The following is a 24,922-nucleotide window of genomic DNA, read 5'->3' as shown; positions in this document are numbered from 1 at the left end:
TTGAGAACATTACGGACATAATGAACATTTTGGTCTTTTTGTTCATAAAAAAACTCCCCTGCCTATGAGGAGAGAGTCAAGATCTTATCCGATAGCGGTTTACCGGACGGCCTACCGTTCCATATTGAATATCAATGATGACCGAGCCTTCTTTCTGAAGATATTCCAGATACCTTCTTGCCGTGACACGGGCTGCCCCGATCGCTTCAGCCGCTTCCTCTGCCGACAGAGGGTGCGGGGAGGATGTCAATACATGGACCACTTGTTTCAGTGTCTGCTCATTCAATCCTTTAGGAAGCACCTTATTCTCTGCTGGGACAGCCGATCCAAACAGCTCATCCAGCTGAGTCTGGCTGAGCTCCCCATTTCCAATCACAGCCGTCCGGTACGTTCTGTACTTTTCCAGTGCGTGCTGCAGCCGTTCGAATTTGAATGGCTTGATGATGTAGTCAATCACTCCGTACTGATACATCGTGCGGATGGTTTCTTTCTCTTTGGAAGCCGTAATAGCAATCACATCCGCTTGAACACCGTTCGCACGGAGCTTTTTCAACGTCTCTACTCCGTCCAGTTCGGGCATGTACACATCGATGACAATCAGCTGAGGGGTATGCCGGGAGGCCAGTTCAACTCCCTCTCTTCCATTGGAAGCAATGGCCTGCACCTTGTAAGAAGGCACCCTTTCAATGAACTGCCGGTTGACTTCCTGAACCATTGGGTCATCTTCAATTAAAAGAACTTCAAGCGTTTCTAACGGTCTGCTCATCCTGTCCCTCCTCGATGATAAGTGGTACATCAATAATGATGGTTGTTCCCTGTCCCTCCGCCGATTTCACCGTTATTTTACCCATGGCCTGATCCACGAGATTTTTAACAAGATACAATCCTATGCCGGACCCCTGATCTCCTTTCGTAGAAAAGCCTTTTTTATACATCTGCCGGCTGACCGAGGGACTCATCCCCATCCCGTTATCTTCAACGATGATGGAGCACGTTTCGTCGTCCTGTATAACTGATACCCGGATCGTTTTTTCATCCTGTTGGATCCCTTCAAAGGAGTGAAAGGCATTTTCAATCAGATTTCCCAATATAAGCACCAGATCATGATGGTCCCAGAGCGGCGGAAATACCATCAATCCGCTTTCTTCCTCTACCGAAACATCAACCCCTAATTCCCTGCCTCTGGAAATTTTACTCAGAAGGAGGCCGGCGATGCTGTAATCCTGGAAGGTGGCCAGAAGGGAACGTGACAGCTTCTCCTGTTTTTCTGAGGTGTCAAATACATACTGCAGGGCTGCATCGTTCTGTTCCAGCTGAATCATACCGGCGATGGTATGAAGCTTATTGCGATGTTCGTGGTTTTGTACCCGCAGGGCATCCACAAAAGCTTTCACACCTGTCAGTTCTTCAGCGAGCCGGGTCACTTCGGTCCGATCCTGAAAGATCAAAACGGCTCCTTCATATCGATCCTCCACTTGGATCGGAATACATGTAACAAGAAGAAGCTTCATCCCAGCCCGGATCTCACGATTCAACACAGGCTCTCCACCAGCAAGGACATCTCCGAGTTTCAGACCAGGGACGATAGTATGTACAGAATGCCCTGCGGGTGAGTCCGTAACATCCAGCAGGGATCCTGCCCTTTGGTTGATTAATGTCACTTTCCCAGCTGCATTTACAGTCACGATTCCTTCATTCATGGCTTCGAAAGCTGCGGTCCGTTCTTCATAAAGCTGAACAATTTCGTGAGGCTCCAAAGCAAACATCTGCTCCTTTAAATGACGCGCAAGCAGCCAGGATCCGGCCATCCCGAATAGAGAGGTGAGAAGAAGAACAATTCCGATATCGCTTTTCATCTCCCAGATGATTTCCCCCATAGAGGGAAGAATTTCACCGACCACTACAACACCGATCTGCTCATGATTCTCATCCATTACAGGGACGAACCCGCGCACGGCTGTCCCGGATTCCCCTTTGGCTTTGGAGGTGTAGCTGTGTTCAGCAAAGGCCGGCCCTTCATCCCTCCCGGAAGACAGCGTGCCCAGATTTTCCTCGACAGGGTGGGAGTAGCGGATCCGGTTCATGTTCAAAACAACGATGTAATTCGACTGGTAGACGGTACGCATCTGTTCGACCAGGGGTTGAATGTTCTCCCATCCCCTCGATTCTTTGAGATGGCTCTGGATTTCAGGAAGGCTTGCGATGGTCTGTCCGGTCAGGAGCGCCCGTTCTCCCAGTTCTTCTTCTTTTGTTTCGACCGTATGACCGACAATGAGAATTCCACCGATCAATAATGAGAAAAGGACCATACCAAACGATAGAATGGTAATCTTCCAGCGTATCGGCATGCGTTTCAATGACATGAATCTGCTCCTTTCCCCTTTTGTCCTTCCAGTGTATCATCTTCCAGACAGATTATGGTACACTTGTGTAAACGATTTCAGAGGAGTGCTGTCATTGAGAACGTTCGCACTCATTTCACTCTTTATTTGCAGCGGAGTGCTGGCGGCTTTCGTTTTCGGTTTTGACCTCAGAGATACTGTACAAACGCTGGAATATGATGATGAACAGGAAGGCCTGGAAGATCAGGTCGTCATCAAATTCAGCCATGTCGCGTCTGAACACACCCCTAAGGGTTTGGCCGCGCGTAAGTTTGCGGAGCTCGTGGAAGCACGGACAAATGGCACCGTGTCAGTAGAAATCTATGCCAATGGGGCGTTGTATAACGATCAGGATGAACAGCAGGCTCTTAAAGAAAACCGGGTACAGATGATTGCTCCCGCTACATCTAAACTCACTTCAGAGTATCCCGTTTTTCAAATTCTGGACCTTCCTTATGCTTTCTCTTCCTATGAAGAAGTTAGAAAAGCTTATGAAGGTACAATCGGGCGGACGCTGCTTGGTGAATTGAACAAATCAGAAATGAGAGGGATGGGATTCTGGTATAACGGCTTCAAACAGATGACAAGTACCAGCGAGCCTCTCTTTCACCCGAGCGACTTTAAACGGATGCATTTCCGCAGAATGCCGAGTCCGGTGATCGAAAGGCAGTTTCAAGCCCTGGACGCCAGTACAAGCCTGCTGCCCTTTAATAAAACCTACGAAAATCTGGATGTGGAATTTATCAATGGTCAGGAAAATACCACGTCCAACATTTATACGAAAAAGCTCTATGAGACACAGGATCACTTAACCATCAGCAGCCATGGCTATCTCGGCTATATCGTCCTTACAAATGAAACCTTCTGGAAGAACCTCTCCGAGGAACAACGAGAAAGCATTGATACGTCCATGGAGGAGGCTACGGATTGGATCCGCCGTCATTCTATTGAAACGAACGATGCCCACCTCAGAGAATTAAAGCGCACGGACTCGATCAGCATCCATTATTTAAACCAGGAGCAGCAGGACGTATGGCGGCAGGCGCTCGAACCCGTCTACATAGAAACAGAAACATTCGTGGGCAGAGAATTGATGCAGGAACTTGAACAAATCACCGACCAGTGAAGGAGGCATACCAATGAAAACGATTTTCGTAGCCGGCCACGCCAAACTCCCAGCAGGGATGGCCGCCAATCATATCTCGGAATCTTTAACACTGACGCTTGAAGTGGACAGAAAGTATGGCGTCATCGTCGATGCTTCCTGTACACTTGCTACAGAACACGGACGAAGTTTCGTCAAAGCGTTACTGAAAGGCTACAGTTTACAGGACGGTGTGGAAGAGCCTGCAGCTGAATTAAAAACAGGATATCTGGGTAAAGCAGGGAACGCTCTCGAAGCCTCCCTTAAAGACGCACATAAGCAGTACCTTCTCCATCAATAATGGTTTACTATGTAAAACCCCGTACAATGATTCAATCATTGTACGGGGTTTTTTTATTGGAGCGTGCACGACCTCCGCTTTCCTTAGAGATGCGTCCACAGGGTAATCCTTTCAAGAAATGGATAACCCCCTTACACGATGATTCTTTAATCAGCTGATCGACACACGTTCCCGTCCCAGACCGGGCAGTTTTTCAGCAATTTCCTTCCCGATTTCCAACGAAGCAGTAGCTGCCGGGGAAGGGGCGTTGCATACGTGAACCGTCCGTTTCCCTGGAATAATATAAAAATCGTCTACGAGCTTCCCATTTTTCAACATCGCCTGTGCGCGTACACCGGCATCCGTCGGTACAATATCATCCGCATTGATTTCGGGAACGAGACGCTGCAGGCTCTTCACAAAGCTTTCCTTATGGAAGGATCGGACCATCTCTTTCATCCCCTCCTTCATATTGGCTCCTGCAAGCTTCCAAAAACCAGGGAACGTTAAAACCTCTTTCATGTCCTTCCAGTCCATATCCACTTTGCGATAACCTTCCCGTTTGAGACTCAGCACCGCATTCGGTCCGGCATGAACGCCTCCATCCATCATTTTCGTTAAATGAACCCCTAGGAAAGGGAAATCCGGGTTGGGAATCGGATAGATTAAGCCTTTGACGAGGTGGCGTTTTTCCGGCACCAATTCGAAATATTCCCCGCGGAACGGAACAATCTTCACATCCGTATGAATGCCGCTCATCGCTGTCATCCGATCACTGAATAACCCCGCACAGTTGACCATATACCGGGAATGAATGGTACGCCCGGGTGTCTCGATGATAACCGCATCCTTGTTTTCTACAATATCCTGGACAGGAGAACCGAGAAAAACATCAGCTCCTCCTTTTTTCAATTGTTCCATAAGCTTCCGGCTGACCTCTTTATAATCGACAATGCCTGTCGTCGGCACCTTCAATCCAGACAGCCCATTCACATGAGGCTCTATATCATGAAGCTCCTCCTGCGACAGTCTTGTCACATGCAGCCCATTCTGCCCCACCCGTTCATATAGAGCTTCCATCCGCGGCAGTTCCTCGGGCTCTGTGGCCACAAGCACTTTCCCACAGACATCGTGGGGAATCTCATGCTCCTCGCAGAACCTCACCATGGAATTTCTGCCTTGAACGGCCATTCTAGCTTTGAGACTGCCGGGTTTATAATAGACACCCGAATGGATCACACCGCTGTTCCGGCCAGTTTGATGAGCCGCAATTTCCGCCTCTTTTTCAACAATCGCGATAGAAGCGTGCGGTTCTTTGTTTTGTAATGCGTACGCTGTCGAGAGACCGACAATACCAGCCCCGATAATCACATAATCATACATATAGAAGCCCCCTGCCTTTTACTTGGAAAATCGTCCCCGCTGACGGAGCAGCTCTCTGTGGAGATCGGTATTCTTCTCAAAAGCTCCGCGTCCATGCAGCCAGAAGCGGTTGTTCAGCATCACCAGATCTCCTGTCGGAAGTTCAAGCTCCACTAAGTTTTCCGAGTTCTCCATTGAATGGGATAGATCCTTTAAATACTGGGCCTGTGTGATCGTTTCTGGATAGACAAATTGGTCAATAAAGCAGATGCACGGCTCGTTGTTCCACGTATAAAAGGTCTCCCTCTGCACGTCCTCACTTACATTTTTACTTGCAGGTGCCTTGTACGTAAACGGATAATCCGCCAGCGCATGACTTCTGTAGTAATCCAGGTCCTCCCACTCATCCAAATGAAGAAGGCGTGAATTTCCACCGTTGGCATTCTCCTCTTCCATCTTCATCATCAGGAGCCAGTCCGTCGGCTCATCGACATACGTCCCGTCCGTATGAAGGGTGAATCTCCGGTAAGCCTGTCGGAGGTAGGAATCACTGTCATCCGTATGCTGGACAGAGAAACGGGCGTAATATTTTTTCGACATCGCATCAAAATTCGGAATACCTGCCAGGTGAGAAAACGCAGTAGAAAATTTCACATAATCCTGAGCATCCATCGTCGTTCCCTGGACACCTGTGGTAAAACCGCCGGATCGTCTATCATTCAGAATAGACGTCACATGCTTTTGGAAATCTTCGTCCAACACGTTCACTAACGCTTGAGCCGTCAACAGCCGCTGGTAAGGAATATACTCCAGCTGCTCATCACTGATATCCTTCACGTCTTCCAAGAACTTGTGAACCGCTTTTGTATCCAGTTCAATCGTATACAAACGTTCATGCTTTTCATGAGGTTGAATCTTATATCCATTCCCTGAAAACACCGGTAATTGTCCTTTTCTAACGTCTACAGCACACATAAACATTCTCCTTTTTTTGATAGAATTGATCTTCCATCCAGGCCTGGATACGAAAAAAGCCAGTCTTCCCCATAGGAGGAAAACTGGCTTTGAACTGCGGATGGTCTCCGGGTCATGGAGACGGAGCAGTTTTAACAGTTTGATATCGCTACAACGTTCATGGCAGACCGATTGGAAAAGGGGTTACCTTTTTTGAGGTCTGCTTTCTATTTCTAAGGTTATATCTTTTACAATTTTCTGTCAACAATCATTTCCATTCAAGAAAGGTTAATCATCTGGGGATTACCGCATTAAATAGACCACTGTCAAAATCAATCCCCACAAAGGAACCGATAATAAAACCGCCCAGAGCAGCCCCTTCATAAAGTTTCCTTCCTCTTTCACCATTTGACCACCTCTTTGTCACCAGTGTAGCCAAATGAGCTGCTTTTTATAGAAAAAGCTGTCCCATCAGATTTCTTCAGCTCTCTCTTTTACCATCCGCGTTTTCTGTTGTCGTGTATAAGCATAATAAAAGATTCCGAGTACGAGAAGAACGAGAATCCCACTGATCTGATAGGTCACACGAAAGCTTGTCATGGAAACGAGCAAACCTAAAACATAGGAGCCTGCTGCGATTCCGGTGTCATACATCATGAAAAAGGTGGCCGTGGCATGGCCGCTCCGATGCTCTGGAGCAGACTGGACAGCCATTGTTTGGAAACTCGGCAGCAGTGATCCATAACCAAGGCCGATGATGGCTCCGGCGAGCAGCATTCCCCATAAGGAATCGATATACCCAAGCAGGATCAAGCCTCCTGCAAAAATAAGCAGACTCGGAAGAATGACAATACTCGGTCCTTTATTATCAAATGCCCGGCCGAGAGAAGGGCGTGAAACAATCATCACAACAGCGAAGACGACAAAGAAGTAACTGGATACGCCTCCGAGCCCCAGGGTATTCGCGTATACGGATATAAACGACACAATACTGGAATAGGAAAAAGCAACAAGGCTTGCAATCAAGGCTGTCGGCAAGGCTCTTGTTTCAAATAAATCATGGAAAGATACCTTCGCTGTTTTCTGTTCTGTCTTCGGTGCGGCTTTTTCACTTGAAGAACGGATCATCAATGAACTGATCACACCAAGCAGCATAAACACACTTAAAACGATAAACAAGGTCTCAAAAGGAGCCGCCTGGAGAATCGAAAGACCAACAAACGGTCCGACAACGACCGCCACATTCATGGACATCGCAAAATACCCAAGTCCTTCTCCACGCCTTTGTGCGGGGACGACGTCCGCTGCGATAGCTCCTGTTGCTGTCGTTACAACGGCGAAGGAAAGACCGTGAATAAACCTCAGAGCAATCAATCCTTCAAACTGAGAGACCGTCAGATAAAAGATCATCGTAAGCAAATAAAGGGAGGCTGCTGCAATAAGCCCTTTTTTCTTACCTGTCTTTTCTAAAAACTTACCGGAAAACGGCCGGATCAAAATGGCGGCCACCATAATGGCGGTGACGACAAGACCTCCCTGGGCCTCATTACCGCCAAGTTCATCGATCACGTAAATAGGGAGAGTGGTTAGCAGCGCATAAAAGGTTACAAAGACAAAGAAATGCGTGAGTGATACGCTGATAAAGTTTTTTGTCCAAATCGGCTGGTTAGTCTTCTGCATTGTCATTCCCCTCCTCTATGATCATTCTTTCCAGGAGACCACGGAGCTGCTTTTCTTCTGCTTCTGTAAGTTGAAGCAGCTGTTCATCTTCATACTTCCGAATACTTGCGGCTATTTCATCTCTTCGTTGTTCCGCCTCAGGAGAAATATGGATGATGCGCTGCCGCTTATCGGACCCCTGCTTACGGACAAGCCATCCCTTTTCTTCCAAACGGGTAATGGTCCTTGTAACCGTCGGAGCTTCCACATTCAAATACTGCCAGATTTCTTTCTGCGTCATCGGCCCCATCCTATGGAGGGTATATATGACCGCCCATTGGGACATGTACAAGTCGTATTCCTTCAGCTTTTCGTTCATCCTTTGGTTCAACCGCCGCACCTGCTGGTTTAACAGGTGGAGAATATTATGATCGGAGCGTTCCATCCTATCACCTCTTGATTATTTACTTAGGTAAGTATTTTGCATACAGACTATCTTAAAGGATGTGAGGAGTATTGTAAACCGGCAGAAAGGATGAGGAACTTAGGGTTAGAGGTAGATGGATATCCATTTTTTTGTCCATATATCAATTAGTTTTTGAATATATCAATTAAATTCGGAATATATCAGCCAAATTTGAAATATTTCGATTAAATCGGAACTATATCAACCAATCACTAAATCACCACTAATGCCTGATCCATATTTCCCGGGAAATCCTCCGGAAATCACAAAAAGGGCGGAAATCCGCCCTTTTCCTGTTATCTGCCTTCAAAAGAAGGCTTCCTTTTTTCGAGAAAAGCCCGCGCCCCTTCATTTTTGTCCTCAGAGTTGAACAGGACCGCCTGAGAGAGGCGTTCAAGCATTAGTGCGGTTTTCATATCAGTTTCCGCCCCCATATGAACTGAAAGTTTTGCGAGCTGGACGGCGAGCGGACCTTTAGCCAGAATGCTCGCACTTGTTTCCTCAACCTCTGTGCGCAGTCGTTCCGGCGTAACCACTTTCGTGACAAGCCCGATCGCCAGAGCTTCTTCTGCGGATATCCTTTTCCCTGTCAAAATCATTTCCAGAGCCTTTCCTTTGCCCACTAAACGGGTCAGGCGCTGGGTACCTCCGGCGCCCGGGATGATGGATAACGACAACTCAGGAAGACCGAAGGAAGCGTGGATGGAGGCGATACGGATGTCACAGCACATCGCCAGTTCACAGCCGCCACCGAGCGCAAAGCCATTGACCATGGCTATCGTCGGCTTTTGGTAAGCTTCGATCTTATCGTACAACTGCTGCATATCGCCGTTCTTCAATGCATCCACCGCTTCCGCTTCGGTCAGCTGCTGAATATCAGCGCCGGCGGCAAATGCTTTTTCTCCCTGTCCAGTGAAAGTGACGACGCCTACGTCATCATCTCCCTCTGCCCGGCCCAGCGCGTCCTCCATTTCATCGAGCACGGCCTGACTTAAGGCATTCCGGACCTCAGGACGATTAATAACAATATAAGCGAGACGATCTTCTTTCACATACGCTATGTTTTGATATTCCACAACACCGCTCCCTTTCTTAGATTCCTTCCTTAAGCACGTTCCAACAGCATCGCCATGCCCTGACCGCCACCCGCGCACAACGTGGCAAGTCCATATCTTTCCTTTCTCCGCTTCATTTCATGAATCAGCGTTGTCACGATCCGCGTCCCACTTGCCCCGACCGGGTGACCGAGGGCAATCGCTCCGCCACTGACGTTCACGATATCGGAATCCACTTCCAGCTCCCGGATAACGGCAAGTGCCTGAGCAGCAAAAGCTTCATTCAACTCTATCAACCTGATATCCTTCAGACTCAAGGCTGTGCGGTCCATCAGCTTTTGGACAGCGGGTACAGGACCAATTCCCATGACTTCCGGGGAGACACCGGCCACCGCCCAGTCCGTGATTTTGACAAGGGGGACACATCCCATTTCCTCTGCTTTCCGCCTCGTCATCATGACCACAGCAGCCGCTCCGTCATTGCGGCCGCAGGCATTCCCGGCTGTCACCGTCCCATTCTCCTTAAATACCGGACGTAGAGAAGCCAGCTTTTCCTTTGTCGTTTCCGGACGTAGGTGCTCATCAATCTTGATCGTTTGAATCCCTTTTCTACCTTTCACTTCATAAGGGATTACTTCGTCTGAAAAAAACCCTGCCTCCAACGCAGCAGCAGCACGCCGCTGGCTCTCAAGCGCAAATACATCCTGATCTTCTCTTGAGATGCCATAGCGTTCGGCGACATTTTCAGCGGTTATACCCATCCCGAGGTCAGGCCCATAAATTTCTTTTGGCTGCTGACCGGCTTCCTTATGGGAGTCTACTAAGACAGGGTCTCCTTCCCCAAACCTTGCCTGTCTTAAATACAGGGGTGCGCGGCTCATACTCTCTGTGCCGCCGGCTACTACAATATCTGCCTGTTGAAAAGCAATCTGCTGGACACCAGAAGCGATCGCTTCCAGACCGGATGCACACAACCGATTGATCGTATATGCCGGGGATGATTCAGGAATTCCTGCTCTCAAAGAAGCCACACGGGCCACGTTCGAAGCTTCTGTCGTCTGCCGGACTTCTCCAAGAATCACTTCGCTGATATCGTCGCCCTTCAGCCCGGCCGCGGATATGGCACCTTTGATCGCCTGAGATGCGAGATGCCCGGAAGATTCATTCCTCAGCGAACCGCCATACCGGCCGACAGGCGTCCGCACAGCACTGACGATAACGATTTCTTCGTTCATGAGCGCCCTCCTTCCATCAACGGGCATATTCCTTCCGCAGCTGCCCGGCTATGATATTTTTTTGAATCTCTGAAGTCCCTTCATAAATCCTTGTAATCCTCGCATCTCTGTAAAAGCGTTCTACCGGATAATCTGAGATATAGCCGATCCCTCCGTGCACCTGAACCGCCTTATCCGCCACGCGGTTATACACTTCCGATCCATAAAGCTTCAGCATGGCGGCTTCTTTAATGACCTTTTTTCCTTGATCCACCATCCATGCCACCCGGTACGTAAAGGAACGGAGCGCTTCGATTTCCACTGCCATTTCCGATATCATATGGGCGACCGCCTGGTGCTCGATAATCGGGACCTCGAACTGCTGCCGCTCCTCCACATACTGCATCGACATGTCGAGCAGTTTCTGACAGGAGCCCAGGTTCCTTGCAGCAAGACCAGCCCTGCCGTTGGCAAGAATCTTCAAGGCATTCACATACCCTTCCCCTTCTTTTCCGAGCACATTTTCTTCCGGAACTTCACAATCTTCGAGAATGATTTCGGCTGATTGGGAGCCGTGCAGGCCCATTTTCGGTTCCACAGCTCCGACCTTGAAGCCGGGAAAATCCTTTTCTACAATGAACGATGTGATCCCCTTCGCCCCTTTTTCCGGATCGGTAACGGCCATAACTGTAAACACATCCGCAACCGTCGCATTCGTAATGTAATGCTTCGTTCCGTTTAGAATATAGCGGTCGCCTTGTTTCACCGCCGTCGTCTTTAAAGCACTGGCATTGGATCCTGCTCCAGGCTCGGTCAGGGCAAAAGCGCCCAGCGATGTCCCCGCTGCCATCCGGGGCAGATACTTGGCTTTCTGCTCCTGGGTTCCAAGCTCGACAATCCCTACGCTGCCAATGCCTGTATGTGCGCCGATCACTGTTGTATATCCGTTGTGGGTCGCTCCGATTTCCTCATACAAGGCACATTTTCCGACCATTGAAATGCCTAATCCGCCGTATTCCTCCGGGATGCTTAATCCGAACAATCCGAGGTCTCGGGACATTTTCATAATCGCTTCAGGAATATGGTCTTCCTTTTCAATGACGGCGGCAGCCGCTTCCACTTCTGACTGTACAAAAGCTCTGACACTCTTTTTCAACGCTGTCGTCTGATCGTCCAGTTGAAAGTCCATCTTTCGCCTCTCCTTCCTCCTTGAAAAAAGAAACCCGGCGATGCTGTAGGAATCACCGCCAGGTTGTCCGGTACCATCAATCGTTGACTTCAATCGTTACGATTTCACCATTTTCCACAGCAGCAATGCTTAAATCCGTAGCAAAACCGCCATCTTCCCCGATTTCTTCAATGGTGTACACTTCTTTTTCTTCCGGCAGGGCATCAAGGCCGTCCTGTATATGGTCACGGATGGCTTTCGGATCATCGACGCTGCCTGCCGCCTTCATCGCTTCCATCAAAATGTTCATCGCTACATAATGGTACCCTGCTTCAGATCCCGGCACTTCATTGTGCTCCTCTTTATATTTTTCGATAAAAGCGGGCGTTCCCGGGTATTCGGAATTGGCCAGTGGCAGAACCCCGACGGACCCTTCCAGTGATTCATACGATCCGGTAACCGCCTCCATCTCATCCAGTTTAGCCTGGTCCATAATCATAAACCCGCCTTCGAAACCAAGCTCCCGTGCCTGCTTCGCTACTTTAGCAGTCGGTTCAGATGGGCCTCCAATGAACAAAACGTCGGGATCTTCCTTCAAGGCGTTGGTCACAAGCGTGAAAAAGTCGGTATCCTTGGAAAAATCGATCGAAGAATTGTACACCACTTCTCCGCCTTGTTCTTCCCAGTAAGGTACAATCGCTTCTGTCCAGTCCTTCCCATACTGGGAGGCTGTTGGCAGGGCCGCAAGCTTCATGCCGTGGTTTTCCATCGCATAGGATGTAAATGGTTTAAGGTAACCATCATAGCTTGGAGGTACCCGTACGGTTAACTTGTTTCCTTCAGCGGTAACGGCAGGTTCACTCGTATACGCCCCAATCAAGAAGTTCTCCTGTTCATTAAATACCTGCATCGCCTTGATTCCGCCGCTGTGGGGGGAAAATACGACCGGTGTGTCGTTTTCCTGAATCAGGCGTTTCGCATTCGCTGCGGTTTCATTCGGCAGATACTTGTCATCCAGCGACACGAGGTTGAACTTGTATGTCTGCTCATCAATGTCAAAGCCGCCATTATTGTTGATTTCATCAACAGCAAGCTTGAGTCCGTTTAATGTACGCTCGCCGTAATAGGCAGCGGGACCGCTCAATGGACCACTGTATCCGATACTGACGACTTCTTCTCCCTCTTCGACTTCCGGTGCTTCGGATTCAGCTTCACTGCCTCCCCCGCTTGCGGACTGGTTCGATGGGTTATCAATACAGCCAGCGAGAAGCAGAAGCAGGACGGCCAATAGGAAAACAGCTGAATCTTTGATCATTTTCATAAAAGATCCCCCTAGATATGAAATGTTTGGTGCAGACCGGACAAAAGCGGAACGCTGCCATCAGGCCCCGATATAAGCTTTCCGGACCGTATCATTTGCCAGCAGTTCTTCCGCTGTCCCTTCTACAACGACCCATCCACTTTCAAAGACATAGCCTCGGTGGGCAATCTTCAAGGCCGCAAACGCATTCTGCTCGGCAAGCAGGACCGTCGTCCCGTCTTGATTAATTTTCTGAATCACTTCGAACATCTGCTCGACAATCAGCGGAGCGAGGCCGATGGATGGCTCATCCAGCAGCAGCAGCTTCGGTTGAGCCATGAGTGCCCGCCCGATGGCAAGCATCTGCTGCTGGCCTCCGCTTAAGGAGCCGGCGGGCTGATCTTTTTTCTCCTGTAATATCGGGAACAGTTCAAAAACATCCTGCAAAGACTGATTCACCTGCTTCCGCTTCCTCCGGTGCACATAGCCTCCCATTACAAGGTTTTCCTTGACCGTCATCTGCGGAAAGAGCTTCCGGTCTTCAGCGCACTGGACTATGCCTGAACGGACGATTTTATCAGGTCCAGCCCCTTGAATCGGGCGGTCCTCGAAAAGAATGGTTCCGTCACTCGGTTTCTGCAGTCCGCTGATCGTGTTAAACGTCGAACTTTTTCCTGCACCGTTGGAACCGAGCAGAACGACGAGTTCTCCCTTTCCTACGTGAATATTGATGTTTTCTACAGCGGTAAAGGATCCATATCGTATCGACACATCGGTTAACTCAAGCACTCGCACCGCCCCCTAAGTAAGCTTCGATGACCGCTTGGTTATTCATGATTTCCTCGGCCGTCCCTTCAGCAATTTTCTCACCATAATTCAAAACCATGATTTTGTCCGCCAGCTTCATGATCATTTTCATTTTGTGCTCAATCAAGCAGACGGTAATGCCCCGCTGCACCATTTTTTCCATCAGTGAGGCCAGCCCTGCGGTTTCCCCGGGGTTGATACCTGCTGTCGGTTCATCCAGGAAGACGACTTCGGGATTAGTGGCCAGAGCAAGGGCAAAGGCCACCCGCTTCTTCTCCTCCTGGGTGATGCTTCCGGCCGGCTCGTCCATGACATGGGTGAGCTCGACGAAATCCAGCACTTCCATCGCTTTATCCCGGCATTTCTTTTCTTCAAATTTGAAACGCTTCGTGCGGAAAACGGCATCCCATAAATTTGATGACGTCCGGAGGCGGTGACCGACAATCACGTTATCGAGCACGGTGGATTCTTCAAACAAATGCGTCGTCTGAAACGTCCGGGCAACGCCAAGCCTTGCGATTCTTTCCGGCGGCCGTTTCGTAATCTCCTGTCCTTTATAAAACACCTGACCAGCGGAAGGGGTGTACGTACCACTCAGCAGATTGAAAAAGGTGGACTTTCCAGCACCGTTCGGTCCGATGATCGCATTGATCTTCCCTTTTTCAATCGTAAAATCCACGTCATTGACAGCCGTGAGACCACCAAACTGCTTCGTCAGCTTTTTTGTCTCCATCAACATGCTCATCCCTCCTTCACCTGTTTCTCCGATTCTTCTGTCTCAAAGTACTCCTGCTCTTTCTGCGGACGCCTCCGCTGAGCAGGATTCCGTTTCAAACGCCAGTCATGATAGGCTCCAACAATTCCCCGCGGATAAAAAATAATCAATAAGGTTAAGAGCGGGCCGAAGATGAGCATCCGGTAATCCTGAAGAAACTGCAGCGACTGAGACAAGGCGACAATGAGGAAGGTTCCTACGATGGGACCTGCGAGTGTTCCGATACCGCCGACCAGCAGATAGGTCAGCAGATCAAAAATAATCGTAATGTAACCAATGTCCGGACCAATGAAGCGGATGAACGAAGCATACAGAGCCCCGGCAAGGCCGGCGAAAAACGCCGAGAGGACAAAAGCCATCAGCTTATTTTTCATCGTGGATATGCCGAGCGTGCGTGCCAGGTCTTCACTGTTGCGGATCGCTATAAACGTCCGGCCGGTCAAGGAATGGACGATCCGGTACATAACCAGAATCGTGAACAGAAGAAAAGCAAAAATTAAATAGTATTGAGAAATCGGCGTCTGGAAGGATATGGGTCCGATATTGGAAGGTTCAGGGATGCCGATCAACCCGCGCACACCGCCGGTAAGGCTGTCCCATTTGTCGATGATGAGGTAGATGATGTATCCGACACAAAGCGTATAGATGGCAAAGAAGTGCTCTCTCGTTCTTAGAGCTACGAGACCGACGATCAAACCGACCGCACTAGTGATCAGGCAGGCCAGGAGGAGCGCGAACCAGTAGTTCATACCTGTCTTGACCGTCAACAATCCCAACCCGTACGCACCGACGGCAAAAAATCCAGCATGGGCCAGGGACAAATAACCGGTGTAGCCGGCCAGTAGATTCAGACCGTATACGGCAATCATCCAAATAAAGGCGAGCGTTAAAATATGCAGAAAATAAGCGTTGGGCAGAACAAAGGGAAATAGAACGCCGGCAGCGATAAACCCCATGATCCATCCTCTGTTTTTCAGAAGTGAGACCAATTAAAAGCCCTCCCTTGAAAACAATCCTTTAGGCTTGATCGACAGAATGATCACAAGCATTAAGAAGGCAATGATATCCTTGTAGTCATTCGAGATGTACGTGGCTCCAAGGCTTTCGGTAAACCCTAGAATGTACCCGCCTAAAATAGCTCCGGGTACGCTGCCCATCCCCCCAAGGATAATAATGACGAAAGCTTTCAGAATGACGAGATGCCCCATACCGGGAAACACAAGGTTGATGGGTGCGGATAAAGAAGCAGCAACAGCGGCGAGGCCCCCGGACAGCATGAACGTCAGCATGGCGACCCGGCTTGTGTTGATGCCCACTAAACTGGCCCCTTCGCGGTTCTGTGCCATAGCAATGATCGTGGAGCCTGTGTACGTCTTTTTCAAAAACAAGTAAAGCAGAATCATGACGACGACAGCTCCGATATTAATCAGGACACGCTGCGTCGTTGCGGTCATTCCGAAAAGGTTGACGACCTGACCATATGGCGTTTCCATTGTACGGTAGTCCGCTCCCCAGATCAGCTGGGCAAAGGCTTCAAGAAACAATAAAATACCGATGGCCGCAATTTTGTCATGGATCGGCGGTGCATTACGAAGGGGATGAAACACCAGTCTGTCCATTAACACTCCAAGCAGACCGACAACAAGAACCGAAACAGCCATCGCAATCCAGTAATGGATCCCCCACAAAAGCATCATCGTCAAGGTTATGTACGCACCCAGCATGTATAATGCGCCATGGGCAAAGTTCGGAATGTGAAGGATGCCGTACACAAGTGTCAGACCAAGCGCCACCAGACTGTAGACACTTCCAATCGTCAAACCATTAAACACCTGCTGAATGAAGATATCCATGGAACGTCCCCTTTACCTTCAATTTAAAAGCGGCCGGCCCCGGATTTACCGGGACCGGGTGTTATTATTCCAGTGGTCCGGTTTCTGCCTTCTGCCTTTCCTGTTCCTGAAGCTTGCGCCAGAGGATTTTCCCGCTGTTGGTCATCGGGAATGCCTCGACAAATTCCACCTTGCGTGGATACTTATAGGCAGCCATCTTTTCTTTGGCCCAGGAAATGATCGCATCTTCCGTGATCTCTCCCTCAAAGCCGTCATTCAAAATGACAAAAGCTTTGATTTCCTCTCCTTTTCTTGGATCAGGAACCCCGACGACACACGCCTGCTGGACTGCTGGATGATCGTAGAGCGCAGACTCGACTTCTGTCGGCCATACGTTGTAGCCGGAAGCGTTGATCATCCGCTTCAAACGATCGACCATGAAAAAGTAGCCCTCTTCGTCAAAGCGTCCAATATCTCCCGTTCTGAAAAAGGATTTCCCATCGATATGGATAAACGCATGCTCGTTTTCATCCTCCCGGTTGTAATAGCCGGTCATCACCTGGGGGCCATGCACGACAATTTCACCAATCTCCCCGGCGCCCATTTCCTCAAGAGTCCCGGGGTCGATGATTCTCGCATCGACATCAAAGGAAGGAATGCCGAGGCACTGCATTTTCGGCCGCTCCTGTGGATTGAAGTGGGTCTGGGCAATCGTTTCTGAAAGCCCGTATCCTTCCACAAATTCAAGACCTGTCAGCTTGTACAATTTTTCGCCAAGTGCCTTCGGAAAAGCAGCACCGCCTCCGGATATGCCATGAAGAGAAGCCATGTCCTCCGCCTGCAGTTCAGGGTTCGCCAGAAAATCCACAAGCATCGTACTGATCGTCACCCAGTGAGTACACTGCTCGCTGCTCAGCAGCTGCCGGGCGGTTTCCCTGTTCCAACGTGTCATAAGCACCATCGTGCTTCCACTGTAAATCGGCATATGCATGCTGTGGACCATACCAGTGACGTGGAACAGGGGAAGCGTCCCGAGGGAGCGGGCATCCATCGTCACGCGTGACCAGTAATAGGCACCGAGTGTATTCGCCTGGACGGTCCGGTGCGTATGCATACAGCCTTTTGGAAGTCCGGTCGTCCCTGACGTATACGGCATGACAGCGAGATCATCGACACTCGCAGCGACGTCTCTGGCAGGCACATGCAGAGCAAGAGCTTCCGACCATACGTGAACGGCCTCCTCGGTATACACTTGTTTAGCAGCCGACACTTCCGGCGGTAGCTCCACGCTGCCGGATTCCTTCACATAATCAGAGTAGGCCGCGGCTACAATGGATGACAGGGACGACGATTCCAAGAGCGGTTCGACGACATCCATCAGTTCCTGTCCAGCAAGGGCATGTTTGATGGCCCCGTCTTTCACATAAAACTCCAGTTCGTTCGTCTTCAGCATCGGATTGATCGGTACAACGACCGCTCCCGCTCGTAAAATGGCATAATACCCGATAATGAACTGCGGAGAATTCTGCATGAACAACAAGACTTTATCTCCCTTGTCCACGTCCAAATGGACCTGAAGGTATCCGGCCAGGCTGTCTACCTGTTCCTTCAATTCCCCGTAGGAAAGACCCGTTCCATAATAGCGGATCGCTTCATGGGTTGGATAGCGCTCGGCGGATATACGCAGGTTATCGTAGAGTGTCGTTTCAGGAATCGTGAGTGTCTTCGTTAACGTCGGCCAGAAATCATAATGCTTGGTCAGCATGAGATCACTCCTCTTTAATGTAAGCGTTACCAAAAATTCAGACAGACTACTTTATGAGCCAGCCTCCATCAACAAGAAGATCTGAACCTGTCATGTATGAGGCTTCATCGGACGCAGCAAAACAGATGACGCTGGCGATTTCCTCCGGCTGTCCGACTCTTCCAAGCGCTGTATTGCGATTGACAGCCTCTTCAAAGCGTTTGTTCTTCAGACCATCCGCCGTCATCGGGGTTTCAGCGAATCCCGGTGATACGGAATTGACGCGGATCCCTTTTTCAGCAAATTCAAGAGCAAGAGAACGTGTGAAATGAATCACCGCCGCTTTCGATGAGCTGTAGTGCGGGATTTTTGCTCCTGCCTTATGGCCGGACAGGGATGCCACATTGATGATGGACCGTGCACCATCCGAACCTTCCATCATAATTTTCCCAAGCGCCTTGGAGGTCAGAAACACACTTTTGATATTCGTTTCCTGAATCCTGTCCCATTCATCAGCACCCAGTTCCATAATCGTCGCATTGCCCGATGTTCCCGCATTGTTCACAAGGATATGCAGATCCCCAAACGTTTCTTCGACGAAGGAAGCAAGTCCGGCTACTTGATTCTCGCTTTTCACATCCGCTTGGAAAACAAAGACCTCTGCCCCTTCGTTTTCCAGAATGTCAGCGGCCACCCGCTCCAGTTTTTCCTTTGTACGCCCGACAAGGACGACAGACGCTCCTTCAAGGGCAAGTTTTTTGGCTGTCTGCTCCCCGATCCCACTGCCCGCTCCTGTTACAACGGCCACTTTGTTTGTAAAACGACTCAAAGGTTCACCCCCTTTTTTACGTAATCCTCAAGCATCACCCGCCATTCCGGCGGGAGGGCTTCGCTTTTCTGCCTTTCATAATTGAAATGGACAACCACCGCTTCCGATGCAGCTACAAGCTGGTCGGTGCCTTCTACATAAACGCGGTGGGCAAATGTAAAGCTGGAAGTTCCAATTTTTGAGATCGTCGTTTCTATAAGCAGGTGCTGTCCGAAGTAGGCCTGACTGATGAAGTCACACTTCGTTGACGCGAGGATAAACCGGCCGAGCGTATCCTCCTGTTCTTGAAACAAGTCGCGAAAAAACTTTCCCCGCGCTTCCTCCAAATAGATGAAATAACTCGTGTTATTCACGTGACCGGCCATATCCGTTTCAGAAAACCTGATTCCTACCACGCTTTTATAAATCATCTCACACCATCCATTCCTACCAGTCAGTATGTGAATGTCGAAGCCTTATGAAAAAGGCTTGTCATTCCTTGGAGCTGATTCCATTCAAGATCATCGACAAGTAAATGTTCGTCAGTTCTTCGGCCGACACTTCCCGGTCCGGGTCAAACCAGTAATAGCTCCAGTTCGTCATCCCAAGGATGCCTCTTGTCACCATATTCGGATCCAGACTGCTTTGGAAATCCCCCTTTTCGATTCCTTCTTCCACCAGCTGTTGGAGGTTGACGCGGAACTGGTCCCTTTTTTCTACAATCTGTTCTAAATAATCAGGGCCGAGGTTGCGTATTTCACGGAAAAAGATCCGTGCGCTCTTTTTCCTGTACTTGATGCTGTCCAGCACCATGAAAATCATCGAACGCAGTTTGTCCTTGGAATCCTGATTGGTGTCGTTTAAGATTTTCTGCTGGTTTCCGAGCAGGAATTCAATGAAATCCAGATGGATATCCGTCAGCAGCTCCTGTTTATTTTTAAAGTAGTAATAAAATGTTCCTTTTGTCACGCCGATCTCCTCGACGATTTCCTGGAGAGACGTTTCGGTGAAGCCTTTTTTATCAAATAAATGAATACTTGTTTGAATGATTTCCTGTTTCATAGATACCGTGTCCTTTCATGTTGGGAAGTGATTTTATTATAACATCCCCGTTTTTTATGAAAGAGACCTTATTTCGAACGTTCCAAAATCATAGCGATCCCCTGCCCGCCGCCGATACAAGCCATCACCAGCGCGTAAGAGGCTTTCTGACGCTGCAGTTCATAAATGGCTTTTACTGCAAGGATCGCCCCGGTAGCGCCTAGCGGATGACCGTGGGCTATGGCTCCGCCGTTCACATTCACCTTATCCATATCCATGTCCAGTTCCGCCTGGCAGGCTAATACCTGGGCCGCGAACGCCTCATTGATTTCAATCACGTCCATATCTTCCAAGGATAATCCCGTTTTCTTCAGGACCTTCTTCACAGCCGGCACCGGGCCGATTCCCATCATGTTCGGATCTACACCTGCGACCGTACAGCCGAGGACTTCAGCCATAGGAGAAGCTCCCATTTCCTCCGCTTTGGCCCGCGACATGATTGTGAGAGCTGAGGCCGCATCATTCAAGCCCGAGCTGTTGGCTGCCGTCACGGACCCTTCTTTCCGAAAAGCCGGTGGAAGCTTCGCCATGCCCTCAAGCGTAGAGTTCGGGCGCGGGTGCTCATCTTTATCAAATACGACCGGCTCTCCTTTTTTCACCGGAATATGAAGGGGGACGATCTGCTCGGTAAAACGTCCGGCTTCCACAGCAGCCGCCATCCGTTCCTGACTCGCCTGGGCGAACTGATCCTGATCCTCTCTGGAGATCTGGTAGTTTTCCACCAGGTTTTCGGCTGTCATCCCCATCGGTGGATCCCCGATTTCCTCAGGTGAAAGCTGCGATCCTCTGAATTTCGGTGGAGCCGGATGGTAGGCACGCTCAGGCTTGTCCATCAAGTACGGCGCCCGGCTCATACTTTCCGTTCCTCCTGCGACATACACTTCTCCATGTCCCGCTTCAATGGCCTGGGCAGCCAGATGGATCGCATTCAATCCTGATCCACACTGCCGGTCCACCGTCAGGCCGGGAAGCTCCATCGATAACCCGGACTGCAGGGCTGACAGTCTCGCAATGTTCCCGCCACCACTCAGCACGTTACCAAAAATGACATCTTCAATTCTGTCTGCCTGTACACCCGAACGCTTCACCGCTTCTTTGATGACTTCGGCCCCAAGAAAGTGGGCAGGAACAGAAGCCAGTGCTCCGCCCTGCCTGCCTATCGCTGTCCGGACGGCTGAAACGATGACAGCCTCTCGATCACTCATATTCTTCCTCCTTTTCACATCGCATGTGATCCACCATCAATGATAATCACATCCCCTGTGATATGCTTTGATGCTTTCGAACTTAGGAAAATCACCGCACCTTTCAAGTCATCTTCACTGCCGAACTTCCGGAGCGGGGTATTCTTCAAGAACGCCTCACCGCTCCGCTCCATAAGCACTTCCGACATTTTCGTCGGGAAAAATCCCGGCGCAATGGCATTGACGCGGATGCCCCTCGGCCCCCATTTCACCGCCAGATCCTTAGTAAAGGTTAAAACGGCACCCTTGCTGGAATTGTAGCCGATCGTATCCATATACTCCGGATCCGATCCTTTCATGCCTGCCACAGAAGAGATATTAATGATTGCTCCTTCTCCCTGCTTCAGCATCACACGGCCGACCGCCTGGGACATGAGAAAGGTGCCGGTCACATTCACTTGGAATACCTTCTGCCACGCACTCAGCGGCATGTCCTCGACAGGAGCGCCCCAAGTGGCTCCACTGTTGTTGACGAGAATATCAATTTTTCCGAAGTGGTCGACGGTTTTGTCTACGACGTCCTGGATGGAATCCGGGTCGGTGACATCACAAGCGAATGCAAGAGCATCCACACCGTGCTCCTTCAGCTGCTCACTCACATCCAGGCAGGGCTCATACTTTCTGGAGCAGACGACCACATGCGCGCCTGACTCAGCCAGGCCTTGAGCCATCTGTCTGCCAAGACCGCGCCCACCACCTGTAACGACCGCTACCTGACCCGTGAGATTAAACAGCTCACTGGCGTGCATGGACCATGCTCCTTGCATAGTCTTTCGCCAGCTCATACTTGGCGATTGCCCGGCGGTGAACTTCATCAGGCCCGTCCGCCAGCCGTAACGTACGAATGTTGGCCCAGTTGGCCGCCAGTTCAAAATCTCCGCTCACACCAGCCGCTCCGAAGGCCTGGATGGCGCGGTCAATGACTTTCAACGCCATGTTCGGGGCCACCACCTTAATCATGGCGATTTCAGATTTAGCTTCCTTGTTGCCGACCGTATCCATCATGTAGGCCGCTTTTAATGTAAGCAGGCGGGCTTGTTCAATATCAATCCGGGAATCTGCAATCCACTCACGGACCACCCCTTGGTCAGCCAGCGGTTTTCCAAAAGCCTGCCTGCTTTTCACACGTTCGCACATCAGCTCGAGCGCCCGTTCTGCTGCGCCGATCGTACGCATGCAGTGATGAATCCGCCCCGGTCCAAGCCGGCCCTGGGCGATAGCAAATCCTTTACCTTCGTCCCACAGAAGGTTGGAGGCCGGTACACGGACATCCTTGAATTCAATTTCCGCGTGCCCATGTGGGGCATGATCATAGCCGAAGACGGGAAGTAAGCGCTTTATCGTAACGCCTTCGGAATCCAGTGGTACAAGGATCATCGACTGCTGTTCATGCCTTGCCGCATCCGGATCGTTTTTCCCCATCACGATACTGATTTTACAGCGGGGATCACCGGCACCTGACGACCACCATTTCGTCCCATTAATGACGTATTCATCTCCGACTTTCGTGATGCTCGTCTGCACGTTTGTAGCATCGGAAGAAGCGACATCCGGCTCTGTCATTGAAAAGCAGGAACGGATTTCCCCGCGCAGCAAAGGCTCCAGCCACTGCTTTTTCTGTTCCTCTGTCCCATAGCGTACGAGTACTTCCATATTGCCTGTATCCGGTGCGGCGCAGTTGAAGACTTCCGGTGCAATGGCCGAACGTCCCATGATCTCACACAGCGGCGCGTATTCCATGTTTGTAAGGCCGGCCCCGTATTCACTTTCGGGGAGAAATAAGTTCCACAATCCCTCTTCTTTTGCCCTCGTTTTCAATTCCTCCATGATCGGTGGAACTTCAGAAAAGCGGTCTTCCTTTTTCAACTGCTCCTCATACAAGGCTTCATTCGGGTAAATGTGTTTTTCCATGAACGTCGTCAGCTTCTCCTGCAGCTTTATCACTTTCTCAGAATGCTCAAAATACATCGCTTTTCCCCCTTTATGTAGCTGAAGTTTCTAAATGCTTCCTGAATACCACATTTCCACGAATCACATCTTTTTCCTGCTGGTTTCTCGCATAGACATCAAATGTAATCATGGATTCCTCGTGACTGACGACATCCGCATGCAGGGTCAGGACGTCGCCGACAAACACCATCCCCTGAAAGCGGATGGAATAATCCTGGATAAATCCATCTTCATAAAAAGGAGTGAACAGCTTGGCAAGACTTCCCATCGTCCACATCCCATGCGCAATCACGCCGGGGAGCCCTGCTTTTTCTGCTTCTTCATCAACCGTATGAATCGGATTATAATCCCCGGATGCCCCGGCATATTTGATTAAATCAAGTCTTGTTACAGCCGGAAGCGTCACCGTCTTCAGCTTATCTCCGGGCTGGACGCCGTCCATTGGGTTCATACGTTCATCCCCTTTCTGACCGCTTCCGTAATGATCACAACCTGTTCTTCTGAAAAAATGAGCCGGCCGTCAATATCTTCGCCATACCGCTTCACTTTAAGAAACCCCATCTCGCCGCTCCGTCCGCTCCGCTCATAATAATCGTCCACCTGGGCGTAACAATAAACATCTTCCCCCACATAGAGAGGGCGGCTGTAGTGATAATGCTGCTCCCCGTGAATCAATCCTTTTTCAGGGAGGTGGAGTCCTTCGATCCCCCCATATTCAAACACCCGCGGAAAGGTAGGCGGAGCAATATTTCGCTGCACCGCTTCTTCATCGATAAACAACGGATGCGGATCCCCGATGGCTTCTGCGAACTTCTTCACTGCCCCACGTTCAACGACGTTCTTTACCGGCGTCGATTTTTTTCCTACCGTTTCTTTAAACACGGACACCTCTCCTTTTTTGTTACGTTCTTGGTCCACCTGCGACGTAGATGACCTGGCCGTTGACAAAAGATGAAGCTTCATCCGCAAAGAAAGCTGCCGTATTTGCTATATCCTCCGGCTTTCCGCTCCGCCCGACAGGAATCTGAGCCACACTAGCCTGGACAAGCTCATCAAAAGTAATCCCGATCCGGGCAGCTGTCGCTTTCGTCATATCGGTTTCAATGAATCCGGGGGCTACCGCGTTGGCGGTCACGCCGTATTTCCCAAGCTCAATCGCCAGCGTCTTCGTAAATCCCTGCAGACCGGCTTTAGCGGTGGCATAGTTCGCCTGACCACGGTTTCCGAGCGCAGAGGTCGAGGAAATGTTCACGATTCGGCCGTACTTCTGTTCCACCATATACGACTGAACGGCTCTGGCTGCATGAAAGGACCCTTTTAAATGGACATCCATTACGGTATCCCAGTCCTCATCTGTCATTTTGTAGAGCATATTGTCACGGATGACACCGGCGTTGTTAATCAGAATATCGACCGATCCAAACCGCTCGTGGGTCTCCTTTACAGCCTTTTCGACTTCTTTGTACTGTGTCACATCCGCTTTTTGGCAGAAGACTTCAAAGCCTTCGTCACGGAATTCTGCCTCCAGTTCCTGAAGCGCTTCCTCATTGACGTCAATAACGGCCACCTTCGCTCCGTTTTCTGCGAAATGGCAGGCTATACCTTTTCCGATACCACGGCTCCCACCGGTGATAAAGGCTGTCCTGTCTTTAAATCTCTCCCTCATCGTATACCTCCT

General features: G+C 50.0%; 26 protein-coding genes. 2 read left to right on the top strand and 24 right to left on the bottom strand.

The annotated features are described in order from the left end of the window. Positions 1 to 76 precede the first annotated feature (76 nt). Both ACXADP_RS05090 and ACXADP_RS05085 read right to left on the bottom strand, forming a co-directional pair. Positions 77 to 766 carry a response regulator gene (locus ACXADP_RS05090; RefSeq protein ID WP_474969505.1) on the bottom strand — a complete coding sequence of 230 codons (690 nt, stop codon included), beginning with the start codon at positions 764 to 766 and terminating at the stop codon, positions 77 to 79. Next, positions 741 to 2,363 (bottom strand): ATP-binding protein, encoded by a 1,623-nt coding sequence (locus tag ACXADP_RS05085; protein WP_474971000.1) that lies wholly within the window; start codon positions 2,361 to 2,363, stop codon positions 741 to 743. The genes ACXADP_RS05090 and ACXADP_RS05085 overlap by 26 nt, the downstream gene beginning before the upstream one ends. Before the next feature lie 85 nt (positions 2,364 to 2,448). Here ACXADP_RS05085 and ACXADP_RS05080 point away from each other — a divergent pair, with 85 nt between their 5' ends. After that, complete coding sequence (locus tag ACXADP_RS05080) at positions 2,449 to 3,507, top strand: DctP family TRAP transporter solute-binding subunit (RefSeq protein ID WP_474970999.1); 1,059 nt, start codon at positions 2,449 to 2,451, stop codon at positions 3,505 to 3,507. A gap of 13 nt (positions 3,508 to 3,520) precedes the next feature. Next, entirely contained in the window at positions 3,521 to 3,826 is a 306-nt protein-coding gene (locus tag ACXADP_RS05075) for a DUF3870 domain-containing protein (protein ID WP_027954985.1), read from the top strand. Between the two features lie 150 nt (positions 3,827 to 3,976). On the opposite strand, the gene lhgO is transcribed toward ACXADP_RS05075, so the two are convergent. The 22 genes from lhgO to fabG all read right to left on the bottom strand — a co-directional run bounded on the left by lhgO (position 3,977) and on the right by fabG (position 24,910). Then, positions 3,977 to 5,188 carry an L-2-hydroxyglutarate oxidase gene (lhgO, locus tag ACXADP_RS05070; RefSeq protein ID WP_474970998.1) on the bottom strand — a complete coding sequence of 404 codons (1,212 nt, stop codon included), beginning with the start codon at positions 5,186 to 5,188 and terminating at the stop codon, positions 3,977 to 3,979. A gap of 18 nt (positions 5,189 to 5,206) precedes the next feature. Then, positions 5,207 to 6,142 carry a glutarate dioxygenase GlaH gene (gene glaH / locus ACXADP_RS05065; protein ID WP_474970997.1) on the bottom strand — a complete coding sequence of 312 codons (936 nt, stop codon included), beginning with the start codon at positions 6,140 to 6,142 and terminating at the stop codon, positions 5,207 to 5,209. A 450-nt stretch (positions 6,143 to 6,592) separates the two neighbouring features. After that, positions 6,593 to 7,801: an MFS transporter gene (locus tag ACXADP_RS05060; protein ID WP_474969521.1), complete on the bottom strand. Its 1,209-nt coding sequence runs from the start codon at positions 7,799 to 7,801 to the stop codon at positions 6,593 to 6,595. Then, positions 7,788 to 8,225 (bottom strand): MarR family winged helix-turn-helix transcriptional regulator, encoded by a 438-nt coding sequence (locus ACXADP_RS05055; RefSeq protein WP_474969522.1) that lies wholly within the window; start codon positions 8,223 to 8,225, stop codon positions 7,788 to 7,790. Before ACXADP_RS05055 ends, ACXADP_RS05060 begins: the two co-directional genes overlap by 14 nt. Before the next feature lie 317 nt (positions 8,226 to 8,542). Beyond that, complete coding sequence (locus ACXADP_RS05050) at positions 8,543 to 9,322, bottom strand: enoyl-CoA hydratase/isomerase family protein (RefSeq protein ID WP_474970996.1); 780 nt, start codon at positions 9,320 to 9,322, stop codon at positions 8,543 to 8,545. Positions 9,323 to 9,351: 29 nt separating this feature from the next. Next, the gene (locus ACXADP_RS05045; protein ID WP_474970995.1) at positions 9,352 to 10,536 is read right to left on the bottom strand and encodes a thiolase family protein; all 1,185 of its coding nucleotides are present in this window, start codon (positions 10,534 to 10,536) and stop codon (positions 9,352 to 9,354) included. Positions 10,537 to 10,552: 16 nt separating this feature from the next. Beyond that, complete coding sequence (locus ACXADP_RS05040) at positions 10,553 to 11,704, bottom strand: acyl-CoA dehydrogenase family protein (protein WP_474970994.1); 1,152 nt, start codon at positions 11,702 to 11,704, stop codon at positions 10,553 to 10,555. 76 nt (positions 11,705 to 11,780) lie between these two features. After that, positions 11,781 to 13,004, bottom strand: a complete 1,224-nt coding sequence (locus ACXADP_RS05035) for an ABC transporter substrate-binding protein (RefSeq protein ID WP_474970993.1) — start codon at positions 13,002 to 13,004, stop codon at positions 11,781 to 11,783. A gap of 60 nt (positions 13,005 to 13,064) precedes the next feature. Continuing rightward, positions 13,065 to 13,772, bottom strand: coding sequence for an ABC transporter ATP-binding protein (locus ACXADP_RS05030; protein WP_474970992.1), 708 nt, complete (start codon positions 13,770 to 13,772; stop codon positions 13,065 to 13,067). Further along, positions 13,765 to 14,529, bottom strand: coding sequence for an ABC transporter ATP-binding protein (locus ACXADP_RS05025; protein ID WP_474969527.1), 765 nt, complete (start codon positions 14,527 to 14,529; stop codon positions 13,765 to 13,767). Before ACXADP_RS05025 ends, ACXADP_RS05030 begins: the two co-directional genes overlap by 8 nt. 2 nt (positions 14,530 to 14,531) lie before the next feature. After that, a complete protein-coding gene (locus ACXADP_RS05020; protein WP_474969528.1) occupies positions 14,532 to 15,554 on the bottom strand; it encodes a branched-chain amino acid ABC transporter permease in 1,023 nt (340 codons plus the stop codon). Beyond that, on the bottom strand, positions 15,555 to 16,418 hold the full coding sequence (locus tag ACXADP_RS05015) for a branched-chain amino acid ABC transporter permease (protein WP_206933365.1): 864 nt from the start codon (positions 16,416 to 16,418) through the stop codon (positions 15,555 to 15,557). A 64-nt stretch (positions 16,419 to 16,482) separates the two neighbouring features. After that, the gene (locus tag ACXADP_RS05010) at positions 16,483 to 18,162 is read right to left on the bottom strand and encodes a long-chain fatty acid--CoA ligase (RefSeq protein WP_474969529.1); all 1,680 of its coding nucleotides are present in this window, start codon (positions 18,160 to 18,162) and stop codon (positions 16,483 to 16,485) included. A gap of 46 nt (positions 18,163 to 18,208) precedes the next feature. Then, complete coding sequence (locus tag ACXADP_RS05005) at positions 18,209 to 18,970, bottom strand: SDR family NAD(P)-dependent oxidoreductase (RefSeq protein ID WP_474970991.1); 762 nt, start codon at positions 18,968 to 18,970, stop codon at positions 18,209 to 18,211. Then, a complete protein-coding gene (locus ACXADP_RS05000; protein WP_474970990.1) occupies positions 18,967 to 19,380 on the bottom strand; it encodes an acyl-CoA thioesterase in 414 nt (137 codons plus the stop codon). The genes ACXADP_RS05005 and ACXADP_RS05000 overlap by 4 nt, the downstream gene beginning before the upstream one ends. Before the next feature lie 61 nt (positions 19,381 to 19,441). Then, the gene (locus ACXADP_RS04995; RefSeq protein ID WP_474969532.1) at positions 19,442 to 20,011 is read right to left on the bottom strand and encodes a TetR/AcrR family transcriptional regulator; all 570 of its coding nucleotides are present in this window, start codon (positions 20,009 to 20,011) and stop codon (positions 19,442 to 19,444) included. Positions 20,012 to 20,079: 68 nt separating this feature from the next. Continuing rightward, positions 20,080 to 21,255: a thiolase family protein gene (locus ACXADP_RS04990; protein ID WP_474970989.1), complete on the bottom strand. Its 1,176-nt coding sequence runs from the start codon at positions 21,253 to 21,255 to the stop codon at positions 20,080 to 20,082. Positions 21,256 to 21,269: 14 nt separating this feature from the next. Beyond that, complete coding sequence (locus tag ACXADP_RS04985) at positions 21,270 to 22,043, bottom strand: SDR family oxidoreductase (RefSeq protein WP_474970988.1); 774 nt, start codon at positions 22,041 to 22,043, stop codon at positions 21,270 to 21,272. Continuing rightward, positions 22,030 to 23,262 (bottom strand): acyl-CoA dehydrogenase, encoded by a 1,233-nt coding sequence (locus ACXADP_RS04980; protein WP_474970987.1) that lies wholly within the window; start codon positions 23,260 to 23,262, stop codon positions 22,030 to 22,032. Before ACXADP_RS04980 ends, ACXADP_RS04985 begins: the two co-directional genes overlap by 14 nt. A gap of 13 nt (positions 23,263 to 23,275) precedes the next feature. Next, positions 23,276 to 23,695: a MaoC/PaaZ C-terminal domain-containing protein gene (locus tag ACXADP_RS04975; protein ID WP_474970986.1), complete on the bottom strand. Its 420-nt coding sequence runs from the start codon at positions 23,693 to 23,695 to the stop codon at positions 23,276 to 23,278. Beyond that, positions 23,692 to 24,126, bottom strand: a complete 435-nt coding sequence (locus ACXADP_RS04970) for a MaoC family dehydratase N-terminal domain-containing protein (protein ID WP_474969537.1) — start codon at positions 24,124 to 24,126, stop codon at positions 23,692 to 23,694. Before ACXADP_RS04970 ends, ACXADP_RS04975 begins: the two co-directional genes overlap by 4 nt. A gap of 19 nt (positions 24,127 to 24,145) precedes the next feature. Continuing rightward, a complete protein-coding gene (gene fabG / locus ACXADP_RS04965; protein WP_474970985.1) occupies positions 24,146 to 24,910 on the bottom strand; it encodes a 3-oxoacyl-ACP reductase FabG in 765 nt (254 codons plus the stop codon). Between the last annotated feature and the right edge of the window lie 12 nt (positions 24,911 to 24,922).

The organism is Halobacillus sp. AWH4_228 (assembly GCF_056158365.1).
The sequence above is the reverse complement of the archived record's forward strand: the minus strand, read 5'-3'. Positions and strand labels throughout refer to the sequence as shown.

What these genes read in the sequence shown, in the direction of transcription:
- ACXADP_RS04990 (WP_474970989.1), bottom strand. Translation starts at nt 21,255, where the DNA reads ATGAGTGATCGAGAGGCTGTCATCGTTTCAGCCGTCCGGACAGCGATA.
- ACXADP_RS05000 (WP_474970990.1), bottom strand. Translation starts at nt 19,380, where the DNA reads ATGATTTATAAAAGCGTGGTAGGAATCAGGTTTTCTGAAACGGATATG.
- ACXADP_RS05085 (WP_474971000.1), bottom strand. Translation starts at nt 2,363, where the DNA reads ATGTCATTGAAACGCATGCCGATACGCTGGAAGATTACCATTCTATCG.
- ACXADP_RS05015 (WP_206933365.1), bottom strand. Translation starts at nt 16,418, where the DNA reads ATGGATATCTTCATTCAGCAGGTGTTTAATGGTTTGACGATTGGAAGT.
- ACXADP_RS05040 (WP_474970994.1), bottom strand. Translation starts at nt 11,704, where the DNA reads ATGGACTTTCAACTGGACGATCAGACGACAGCGTTGAAAAAGAGTGTC.
- ACXADP_RS04995 (WP_474969532.1), bottom strand. Translation starts at nt 20,011, where the DNA reads ATGAAACAGGAAATCATTCAAACAAGTATTCATTTATTTGATAAAAAA.
- ACXADP_RS05045 (WP_474970995.1), bottom strand. Translation starts at nt 10,536, where the DNA reads ATGAACGAAGAAATCGTTATCGTCAGTGCTGTGCGGACGCCTGTCGGC.
- ACXADP_RS05025 (WP_474969527.1), bottom strand. Translation starts at nt 14,529, where the DNA reads ATGTTGATGGAGACAAAAAAGCTGACGAAGCAGTTTGGTGGTCTCACG.
- ACXADP_RS04985 (WP_474970988.1), bottom strand. Translation starts at nt 22,043, where the DNA reads ATGCACGCCAGTGAGCTGTTTAATCTCACGGGTCAGGTAGCGGTCGTT.
- ACXADP_RS05035 (WP_474970993.1), bottom strand. Translation starts at nt 13,004, where the DNA reads ATGAAAATGATCAAAGATTCAGCTGTTTTCCTATTGGCCGTCCTGCTT.
- ACXADP_RS05090 (WP_474969505.1), bottom strand. Translation starts at nt 766, where the DNA reads ATGAGCAGACCGTTAGAAACGCTTGAAGTTCTTTTAATTGAAGATGAC.
- ACXADP_RS05055 (WP_474969522.1), bottom strand. Translation starts at nt 8,225, where the DNA reads ATGGAACGCTCCGATCATAATATTCTCCACCTGTTAAACCAGCAGGTG.
- ACXADP_RS04975 (WP_474970986.1), bottom strand. Translation starts at nt 23,695, where the DNA reads ATGAACCCAATGGACGGCGTCCAGCCCGGAGATAAGCTGAAGACGGTG.
- ACXADP_RS05060 (WP_474969521.1), bottom strand. Translation starts at nt 7,801, where the DNA reads ATGCAGAAGACTAACCAGCCGATTTGGACAAAAAACTTTATCAGCGTA.
- ACXADP_RS05010 (WP_474969529.1), bottom strand. Translation starts at nt 18,162, where the DNA reads ATGCTGACCAAGCATTATGATTTCTGGCCGACGTTAACGAAGACACTC.
- lhgO (WP_474970998.1), bottom strand. Translation starts at nt 5,188, where the DNA reads ATGTATGATTATGTGATTATCGGGGCTGGTATTGTCGGTCTCTCGACA.
- glaH (WP_474970997.1), bottom strand. Translation starts at nt 6,142, where the DNA reads ATGTGTGCTGTAGACGTTAGAAAAGGACAATTACCGGTGTTTTCAGGG.
- fabG (WP_474970985.1), bottom strand. Translation starts at nt 24,910, where the DNA reads ATGAGGGAGAGATTTAAAGACAGGACAGCCTTTATCACCGGTGGGAGC.
- ACXADP_RS05075 (WP_027954985.1), top strand. Translation starts at nt 3,521, where the DNA reads ATGAAAACGATTTTCGTAGCCGGCCACGCCAAACTCCCAGCAGGGATG.
- ACXADP_RS04980 (WP_474970987.1), bottom strand. Translation starts at nt 23,262, where the DNA reads ATGTATTTTGAGCATTCTGAGAAAGTGATAAAGCTGCAGGAGAAGCTG.